Below are 9,188 nucleotides of genomic sequence, written 5' to 3' on the forward strand. Positions count from 1 at the left end.
CCCCGCGGGGCGGGTAATTACAGCTGTAACGGCTTTGTTACGCATCCTTGGCAGATGCTTTAACAGCGCCTGCCTTAGCCTTGGGAGCAGCCTTTTTGGTGGTTGCCTTCTTGGCCGTGGTCTGGGCGGCAGACTTGGCAGCCTTCGCCTTAGCCGGAGCCTTCTTTGCTGCTGCAGTCTTGGGCTTCACCGAGGACGCACGCTTGCGCGTCGCCTTCTTCGGCTCCTCGACCACGGGCGGCTTGTAGCTGCTGGGGCCGCGGCGCTTAAGCACCACGCCTGCCAGGCCGGGCACCTTAATCTCGATGGAGCCCATCTGCCCGTTCCAGGGATAGGGCTCGCTCGAGCAGGTGTAGGGTTCCTCTCCGGCGTATCCGCTTCCGCCAAACTCGGGACGGTCGGAATCGAAGATGACCTCCCAGTCGCCCTCGCGCGGCACGCCCACGCGGAAGCTCTCGTAGCTCGCCGGGTCAAAGTTGATCAGGATCACCAGGTCGTCATCGACGTTCTCGCCCTGACGCACAAAGCTCACGATGGACTGCTTGGAGTTGTCCGCGTCGATCCAGGTAAAGCCGTCGTCGGTGTAGCCGCGCTCGTACAGGGCGGGCTCGGCGGTGTACAGGTGGTTCAGCGCCTTAATGAACGCCTGATGATGACGGTGAGTCTCGTACTCCTCGGTCAGGAACCACTGAATGGACTCGTAGTAGCGCCACTCAATAAACTGGCCGATCTCGTTGCCCATAAAGTTGAGCTTGGCACCGGGATGCGTCATCTGGTAGAAGGCCAGCGTGCGCAGGCCGGCAAACTGGCGCCACCAGTCACCCGGCATGCGGCCGATGAGCGAGCACTTACCGTGCACGACCTCGTCGTGGCTCAGGGGGCAAATGAAGTTCTCGGTAAAGGCATACATGATGGAGAACGTGAGCAGACCGTGGTTGCCGGGGCGCCACGGAAAATCGGTCTGCATGTAGTGCAGGGTGTCGTTCATCCAGCCCATGTCCCACTTGTAGTGGAAGCCAAGGCCGCCGTCCTGGGGCGGGTAGGTCACGAGCGGCCACGCGGTGGACTCCTCAGCCATCATCATCACGTCGGGGTAGTGCGCCTCTACAGCGCAGTTGACCTGACGGATAAACGCGCTGGCGTCCAGGTCCTCCTCGGTACCGTACTTGTTGAACTTCTTTTGGCCGGGATCGTCGATGCCAAAGTTGAGGTACAGCATGCTGGACACGCCGTCCATGCGAATGCCGTCCACGTGGAAGTTCTCGAGCCAGTACAGCACGTTGGAGACCAGGAAGGAGCGGACCTCACCGCGGGCGAAATCGAACTTGTGCGTGCCCCAGTTGGGGTGAATCTCGTGCTCAAACAGCATATGGCCGTTAAAGGTGGCAAGGCCGTGGGAGTCGGCGCAAAAACCGCCGGGCACCCAGTCCATGATCACGCCGATGCCCGCCTCGTGGCACGCATCGATAAAGTGCATGAGCTGCTGCGGGTTGCCGTAGCGCGACGTGGCGGCGTAGTAACCGGTCGTCTGGTAGCCCCAGGAGCCATCGAAGGGATGCTCCATAAGCGGCATGACCTCGATATGCGTGTAGCCCATGTCGCGCACGTAGTCCACGAGCTCCACCGACAGGTCGTCGTAGGTGTAGAACTCGCCGCGCTGCGCGGGGAAGGGATCCATGGGGCCAGGGTAGTTGCCGTATTCGTTCGGCTCGCCCTGCGGCGCGTCGCCGTGGCGCTTCCACGAGCCAATATGCACCTCGTAGATGTTAAGCGGCTGCGACATATGGTTGTGACCGGCGCGGCGCTTGAGCCACGCGGCGTCGTGCCACTGGTAGCCATCGAGGGTCCACAGCACGCTCGCGGTGCCCGGAGGGCACTCAGCCTTAAAGGCATACGGATCGGCCTTGTAGAGCTTCTCGCCCTCGTTGGTCTCGATAAGGTACTTATAGAGCTGGCCCTGCTCGGCGCCAGGAATAAAGCCTTCCCAAATAGCGCTCGTATGCACGGGCACCAGCGGGTCGGCTTGCTCATCCCAGTCGTTAAATTCGCCAATGACGTGAACGCTCTTTACGTCGGGCGCCCAAACGCAAAAACGCCACCCGCGCGTACGGTTCTGCGTGTCGGGGTGCGCGCCCATCTTTTCCCAGCTGCGCTCCCACGTACCGATGCCAAACAGATAGACATCGTCTTTGGTGAGCTCCGGCGCGTGCGGAGCGGCTTTACGGGTAGCAGGCTTTTTGGTTGCTGACTTTAGCTTTGTATCGCTCACGTTTGATCCCATCATGACGCGGCAGCGTGTTGCCTTGGTGACTAGATGCGAAAGGTCCAAGGCTGCACGAATCGAAGGGACGGCGAAGTTTCTGTGATTCGTTCCACCTCGCGTGCTCGGTGGAACTTTCGGCAAAAACTACGATAACACCTGTTCGTTACTTATATGAACGAAAGTGTTTTTGCGGTGGCGTTTAATCGGTAAGCGCCATGTTTATGCCACTGGCAGAATTGCGATGGTAAAACTCTTGACAGTTTTACCAATTAGGGTTTCAAGATAGTTGGGTTGACGTTTGGTAAAACGTTTTTAGCAGGTTGTTTACTCTTTGACATCGAAAGGCTCGTTTATGGACCACATCGCTGCCCCAAGTGTTGCTTTTATTTTCGATTGCGACGGCACGCTGGTTAACAGCACCCCCGTTTGGGCCTATGCCCAGCCCGAGTTATTGCACCGCCACGGAGTTGACGTTACGGTCGACGATTTTGCCCAGTTTGAGCATTTGTCGCTCGAGGACGAGTGCCAGGCCTACCACGACACCTGGGGCATTGGCGAAAATGGCGAGGAGCTCTACCGCGAGCTGAGCGATATCCTGATCGATGGCTACTCCAAGGTGCCGCCGCGCGAGGGCCTGCTTGCATTTTTGAAGCAGGCGAAGGAGGCCGGCATTGCCATGTGCGTGGCCACGTCCACTCCGGCCGAGCTGGTTACGTCTGCGCTTGCGGGCGCCGGGCTCGATGCCTACATGGAGTTTGTGACCACCACAGGCGAGGCGGGGCGCTCCAAGCAGTTCCCCGACGTATACGAGCTGGCGCTGCGCCGCCTAGAGGAGCGTCACGGGCACAAGTTTGAGCGCGCGTGGGTGTTTGAGGACGCCGTCTTTGGCCTTAAGAGCTCTGGCACCGCCGGCTTTAAGCGCGTGGGCATCTATGACCCGCACGGGCGCATGGAGCGCGACGAGGTTCGCGCCAACTGCGACATCTTTATCGATAGCTATGAGTATCTGGATTTGGCCCGCGTGCTTTCGTTTGAGGGATAGGCGAGGGCTGTGGCTTGCAAGGTATTAGTGGTCTGCGGCTCGCCCGTGGTGGCGAGCGCGGATCTGTTGCGTAGGCTAGCGGGGGAGTGCGACCGCGTTGTCGCCGTGGACCGCGGGCTCGACGCGCTGTTGGGCGCAGGGCTGGACTGCGACGTATATGTGGGGGATGCCGACACGGTGAGCGACGCGGGTCGCGCGTTGGTCGATGCCGCCGAGGCCTTTGAGGTTGAGCGCCACGACCCTTACAAGGACTATACCGATCTTGCGCTGGCGCTCGATTCCGTCCGCCGCCGCTGGCCGGGTGCCGAAGTGATTACGACCTGCGCCACCGGCGGTCGTCCGGATATGGCCCTGTCCGTGCTGGGGCTACTGGCAGGCTATGCGGACGCCCCCGTCTGGATCGACGAGGATAAGGTGGTTGCCCGCGTCCTTCACGCAGGTGAGTCGTGGACCATCGAAGGCGCCGAGGGCAAGACGTTTTCCATCATCGCCATAGCCCCCAACACTGAGGTAAGCGAGCACGGCCTAGAGTGGGAGCTAGATCACAGCTCCCTGGGCCTGCTAGCCGATACAGGCATTAGCAACGTCGTCAGGTCAACAGCCAAGATCCAAGTCCACACCGGCACCGTCATCGCTTACCTCTACAAGTAAAGGCCATCGCATCAGGGTTTTATCGGGACGGTGGATAATCAATTCAAAATTCCCCCTTGCATCCCCGCAAACATTCCCCTATAGTATCTCCTCGTCACGGGGGCGTAGCTCAGCTGGGAGAGCGCTTGACTGGCAGTCAAGAGGTCAGGGGTTCGATCCCCCTCGTCTCCACCATCGTGAATGCAAAGCCTCCGGAAAACCGGAGGCTTTTTTCGTATACAGCCACCGCGCAAACCAAAGTGTCGCCACACTAACACCCACACCGCAAAAAGTTGCGCAATTTATTTCCCACTTCTGTACATAGTTTGTTGACCCAACATAATTCCTTTTTGCATTTCCCGCTGTCAGCGTTGTAGTACGGGCGGTGCATGCCAACAACCACACCCGTATAAACCTGCGTCAATGTGAACAAGTTTGCAAAATAACCCCCTTAAGAACTGCAAATGATCGATATGTTGCCGCGCACGGCCTAAATCGGTTTCTAGCCGCCTTGTGCTACGATACCTATCGTTACATGGGTTCAACTGCGCTCACGGCTTAATCGGTCGCGAAGCACAGGGCAGATCAGCATCCGGCCGTAACGGCGGTGCCAGAAAAACCACGAGCTCCAATAGCGTTGTCATGCGTATTGCATTGAATGACTTTGTTCTTGTTTTTGTGCAAGTTGTTCATTTGAATCGGTATTTCATGACAATTCGCAGCGGTCGTACAGCTGTTTGCGTGCGGTCCAGTTTTGTACCCGCTTGATTGGTTCGCACGCAGCCAGCTGGGGTCGCGGTCATTTTGCGATACACGTCCGCGTCTCTAGCCACTGCGCTTATACATACCGTTCACGGTGGGGCAGAGCCACGTGCTTGTCTAACTGGGCTCAGGGTTTGAATATGGAGCGCCTTCGCGCATAAGCGCCCTGGCGAAGCCATACCCAAACCCCGTGAGCCACACGTAAGACAGCAAGGGGGTGGTGCTCGTGTGGTATGTGATCCAGGTCATTAACGGTCGCGAAGACGTAATGCGCGAGCGCATCGAGCGCGTGGTGCCGGCTGGTGCCATGCAGGAACTCTTTTACCCCCAATTTCAAACCGAGATTAAAGTACACGGCGAATGGGTCAATACGACCAAGCCGCTCTTCCCCGGTTATCTTATCTGCGATACAGCAGATCCCCGTACCGTGCAACAGTACCTGCTACGCATGGACGACTTTGCCCGGGTGCTTTCCCAGGATGGTCAGTTTGTGCCGCTGGCAAAAGAAGAGGTCCAGCTTTATTGGCGGCTTTACGCATAGGGGAGACCGCGTAGTGCCCATGAGCGAGGCCCTAAAAGACGGCGACCAGGTCGTAGTGACGGCAGGTCCGCTGCTGGGCCACGAAGGCCTTATCAAAAACATTAACAGACGCAAGAGTACTGCTTATTTGGAGCTCGATCTGTGCGGCCGACGCGTGACTACCCGCGTTGGCCTTGCCGTGCTTTCAGCCGAGCAGCGCGTCATGCGCAACCTTAAAAAGGCGATCGCCTAGCTGCAGGCGACTGCTTAACGGGACAGGGAGGATCCCCGGGGGCGGGGACGTAGGTTTGAAGGAAATTGTGATAGATAAAACGGAATATAGCGGTGCCGCAGCTGTTGGAGCTAAGCCAGCTGCTTTAGTAATTAAGCCGAGCGGTACATTGGCTTATCGATTTGTTAAGCGACTTTTCGATTTTGTATTTAGCCTTTGCGTGAGTGTTGTGCTCTTCATTCCCATTGTGGTCGTGTGTGCGTTCATCTGTCTTGAGTCCTCTGGCAGCCCTGTTTACTCGCAGGAGCGTGTTGGCAAGGGCGGTAAGACCATCAAGATCCTTAAGCTTCGCAGCATGGTTGCGGATGCCGGCAACGTCCAGAAGTATCTGAGTCCTGAGCAGCTGCATCAGTGGGAAGTCGAGCGCAAGGTCGACGATGATCCCCGTATTACCAAAGTCGGGCAGTTCATCCGCAAGTGCTCCATTGATGAGATGCCGCAGTTCCTGAACGTGCTGAACGGCGACCTTTCCGTCATCGGTCCGCGTCCCATAACAAGAGACGAACTTGAACAGCACTTTTCCGATGAGGAAAAGGCTGAGCTGCTCTCTGTCCAGCCCGGTATTACGGGCCTGTGGCAGGCGACTGACCGCAATGCCGCGACGTTCGAGAGCGGTTTGCGACAGAAGATTGAACTCCGCTACGTGCGCAATCGCTGTTTCCGCATGGACTGGAAATGCTTTACCGGCACCTTTGGTGCCATGTTCGGTAAAAATAAAACGGGGAAGTAAATGAATATTTTATATATCACCATGGATGGCTTCGACACCGCGAGTCCCAATAACCAGATGGCAGAGCAGCTCATTGACGGTTTTTTAAAATTGGGTAACCGCGTTCACCTTATTCAGAGCGAACGGAAGCACACCTATGATGTGCTTCCGGGGACGCTCGTAGGACGCGATGGGCTGACCGTGGACACGCTGTCACGCAAAGTCATTGATAAGAGCAACTTCGTTGTGCGTTATCTGGATGAAGCGAAGTACGCCTTCCAAATGATTTCTTATGCGATTAAACGCCGCGATTTTGATGTGGTGTTTCTCCAGTCTTGTCCCACGGTGTTTTTCCAAGAGGCGCTTCTCAAACTGTTTGTGCGCAAGCCTGTGCTCTACAACGTCTACGACGTGTGGCCGGGTCAGACAAAGAGCCTGAACATTAATAAAATGGTTTACGCTGGTATGGACCTGCTCTCTCGGGCTGTATACCGTATGTCGTCGGCGGTTGTGGTGCTCTCCGAGGACATGGTGGAGGCATGCGCCGATGCGGGCTGTCCTCGCCCCAGGCTGCATATCGTTCCACCCTGGTTTGATGACCGTAGAAACTACGACATACCCTGGGAGAAGAATCGCTTCGTCAAGAAATTCGATATCTCCCACGACAAGTTCTACGTTCAGTTTGCTGGCAGCGTTGGACTGCAGTTCAATTGGAAGACAATGTTCGAGGTGGCTAAGCTTTTGCGTGACGAGCCCGACATCGTGGTGCAAATCATCGGTGACGGCTGCGTGAAGAAGGATTTCATGGACGCTGTGGACGCCGAGGGCCTTACTAACGTTGCGTTCTACCCACTGCAACCCGTCGATATGGTGCCTGATGTGTACTCCACTGGCGATGTGTGCTTAATTCCCCTGCGTCGTGAGGTCATCTACACGGGTACTCCATCCAAGATGCCCATCCTTCTCGCTTGCGGCAAGGCAATCGTGAGCTCTGTAGAAAAAGACTCGCTCTACGCTGCCATGGTAGAGCGCGAGGATTTGGGCGTTTGCGTTGAGATTGATAACGCCGAGGAGTTGGCCACGGCCATACGAACGCTCCATGGTGACCCTGAGCGCCTGACGCGCCTATGCGAGCACGGAAGAGCGTACGCACGTGAAAACCTTTCGCGCACTGTGTGTGTGAAGAGAATGGAACAGGTGCTCGAGGGTATCCGCAGGGGCGGTGAAGCCTAATGAAGGTACTCTTACTTGGTTTTGTTCGTATAGCCCATATGCCCTATATGTACGACTACGTTCGTCTACTCGGCGGCTCGAATGAGCTTCATTTGGTCAGTTGGAACCGCAACGGGCGCCCCGATGCGCCCGTACCGAAAGGTATTTCCAAGTCTTTTGTGTTCGGCGATCACGTGGAGGATGCCGACCCTATTCAGAAGAAGCTTCCGCACTTCGCGCGATTTCGAAAGTTCGCCTTGGGCGTCATTGACTCCGAGGGCTATGACCGGATTGTGGTACTGCATTCGACGCCAGGTATTACGATTCTCGATCGCTTGAAGGGGGACTTTCGCGGCAGGTATATCCTCGACTACCGCGATGTTAGCCATGAGAGTTTAGGATTTTATCGGAAGCTCATTCTTCTATTGTCACGGAATGCTGGCCTTGTGCTGGCGAGCTCTCCGGCATTCTTCAGGTATCTCGACAACGCTTCCGGCGTGATGCTTAAGCACAACCTGCTGGCCTCCGAGTGCCCTCCGAGGACGAAAGAGTTCTCGGAGGGCACGCCCATCCGCGTACGGTACTGGGGCATGATTCGTCATGAGCGAGCCAATATTGCCATGATTGATGCCTTGGGTGGCGACGAGCGCTTCGAACTGCACTACAACGGCCGAGAGGAAGAGGTCGCCGAGCGCCTTAAGGCTCATGTTGCGGAGCACGGTTTCCACAACGTTTACTTCCATGGTGCCTATTATGCTGAGGAGCGCGCTTACTTCGCTGCCGAGACGGACATCGTGCACAACGTCTATGAGAATGACTCCGTGATGGTTGGGGCCATGAGCAACAAGTATTATGACGCCGTTCAGTACGGCATCCCGCAGGTGTGTACTCAGGGGTCCATTATGGGCGATGAGGTGAAAACCAAAGGCCTTGGTTTGGCGGTTGACTACGAAGCAAAAGGCCTTGCGGACGCAATTTACGAATACTATTGCGGACTGGACCGCGCCGTACTTGACAAGGCCTGTGCTGACGAGCTTGCCTCCGTGCGCGCCGATAACAACGCGGCCGATGCTGCTATCCGAGCTTTCTTCGGGATGGAGTAGTAGATGGTCGGAATCAACTCAGTTGCCTGTTCGCGGATAAAGGCTCCAGTCGCGATAACGACAGCCTCGTTCGCAAACAAGTGTTTCAGCGTACTAGTTATTCTTTTGCCCTTTTTACAACAGTATATCGGCGTGGGCAACGTGGTTTCGCTCGGTGAAATTTTAGTTGCCCCCTTCATCCTTGGTTTTCTTATTGCTGACGGGAAAATTATTGGCACTTTGGTTGATCGTTCCCTATTTTTCTTCTACCTAGTCTCGATTGGGTTAAGTGTCATCGGCGGTTTCACTTTCGATTACTTTTCTTTCGGCGAGTTTTGGACACTCGTTGCGAGGCTAGTTTTTTACGCAGGTTTAATATTGGTTGCGCGGAGACATTTCTCCTGGGACGCCGTTCGAGACCTTTATCTGCTACTCGTCACTGTTGCCGCGCTATACCTGGTTATCCAGTATGTTTACCATCTTGCGAGCGGCGGCTATCTCCCCATTGTCATATCTGACAGCCTAGTCTTCTCACCTGAGAAGACCTTTGACACTTGGACCGACAAGTACCAATGGTATTTCAGGCCGTCCTCGCTCTTCCTCGAACCCAGCTATTATTCACTTTTCACCTTGCCGGCTTGGGGGTGCGGACAGAAAGTTGGACCGCGGGGCGGTC

At 56.1% G+C, this 9,188-nt stretch carries 9 protein-coding genes and 1 tRNA gene; 9 read left to right on the forward strand and 1 reads right to left on the reverse strand.

The genetic code is table 11. From position 1 onward, the window contains the following. Window positions 1–37 precede the first annotated feature (37 nt). Window positions 38–2,284, reverse strand: coding sequence for a 1,4-alpha-glucan branching protein GlgB (gene glgB, locus DWZ52_RS01685; RefSeq protein ID WP_118065416.1), 2,247 nt, complete (start codon window positions 2,282–2,284; stop codon window positions 38–40). A 331-nt stretch (window positions 2,285–2,615) separates the two neighbouring features. Between glgB and DWZ52_RS01690 the strand changes: the two genes are divergently transcribed. The 9 genes from DWZ52_RS01690 to DWZ52_RS01725 all read left to right on the forward strand — a co-directional run. Further along, complete coding sequence (locus DWZ52_RS01690; protein WP_118384755.1) at window positions 2,616–3,305, forward strand: HAD family phosphatase; 690 nt, start codon at window positions 2,616–2,618, stop codon at window positions 3,303–3,305. Window positions 3,306–3,314: 9 nt separating this feature from the next. Beyond that, a complete protein-coding gene (locus tag DWZ52_RS01695) occupies window positions 3,315–3,956 on the forward strand; it encodes a thiamine diphosphokinase (protein WP_118384756.1) in 642 nt (213 codons plus the stop codon). A 98-nt stretch (window positions 3,957–4,054) separates the two neighbouring features. Then, a tRNA-Ala gene (locus tag DWZ52_RS01700) sits at window positions 4,055–4,130 on the forward strand. Window positions 4,131–4,923: 793 nt separating this feature from the next. After that, window positions 4,924–5,238 (forward strand): transcription termination/antitermination NusG family protein, encoded by a 315-nt coding sequence (locus DWZ52_RS10065; protein WP_233547234.1) that lies wholly within the window; start codon window positions 4,924–4,926, stop codon window positions 5,236–5,238. A 19-nt stretch (window positions 5,239–5,257) separates the two neighbouring features. Further along, the gene (locus tag DWZ52_RS10070; protein ID WP_233547235.1) at window positions 5,258–5,470 is read left to right on the forward strand and encodes a KOW motif-containing protein; all 213 of its coding nucleotides are present in this window, start codon (window positions 5,258–5,260) and stop codon (window positions 5,468–5,470) included. A gap of 67 nt (window positions 5,471–5,537) precedes the next feature. Further along, window positions 5,538–6,239 carry a sugar transferase gene (locus DWZ52_RS01710; RefSeq protein ID WP_255413710.1) on the forward strand — a complete coding sequence of 234 codons (702 nt, stop codon included), beginning with the start codon at window positions 5,538–5,540 and terminating at the stop codon, window positions 6,237–6,239. Further along, on the forward strand, window positions 6,240–7,451 hold the full coding sequence (locus DWZ52_RS01715) for a glycosyltransferase family 4 protein (protein ID WP_118384757.1): 1,212 nt from the start codon (window positions 6,240–6,242) through the stop codon (window positions 7,449–7,451). It begins immediately after the preceding gene. Then, window positions 7,451–8,533 carry a hypothetical protein gene (locus tag DWZ52_RS01720; protein WP_117767118.1) on the forward strand — a complete coding sequence of 361 codons (1,083 nt, stop codon included), beginning with the start codon at window positions 7,451–7,453 and terminating at the stop codon, window positions 8,531–8,533. Before DWZ52_RS01715 ends, DWZ52_RS01720 begins: the two co-directional genes overlap by 1 nt. A 3-nt stretch (window positions 8,534–8,536) precedes the next feature. Further along, window positions 8,537–9,188: hypothetical protein (locus DWZ52_RS01725; protein ID WP_147352132.1), on the forward strand; the 652-nt coding region annotated here is incomplete at its 3' end.

Source organism: Collinsella sp. AF33-16 (genome assembly GCF_003475325.1).
In the GTDB taxonomy this organism is placed as follows: domain Bacteria; phylum Actinomycetota; class Coriobacteriia; order Coriobacteriales; family Coriobacteriaceae; genus Collinsella.

What these genes read in the sequence shown, in the direction of transcription:
- DWZ52_RS10070 (WP_233547235.1), top strand. Translation starts at nt 5,258, where the DNA reads ATGAGCGAGGCCCTAAAAGACGGCGACCAGGTCGTAGTGACGGCAGGT.
- DWZ52_RS01715 (WP_118384757.1), top strand. Translation starts at nt 6,240, where the DNA reads ATGAATATTTTATATATCACCATGGATGGCTTCGACACCGCGAGTCCC.
- glgB (WP_118065416.1), bottom strand. Translation starts at nt 2,284, where the DNA reads ATGATGGGATCAAACGTGAGCGATACAAAGCTAAAGTCAGCAACCAAA.
- DWZ52_RS01690 (WP_118384755.1), top strand. Translation starts at nt 2,616, where the DNA reads ATGGACCACATCGCTGCCCCAAGTGTTGCTTTTATTTTCGATTGCGAC.
- DWZ52_RS01720 (WP_117767118.1), top strand. Translation starts at nt 7,451, where the DNA reads ATGAAGGTACTCTTACTTGGTTTTGTTCGTATAGCCCATATGCCCTAT.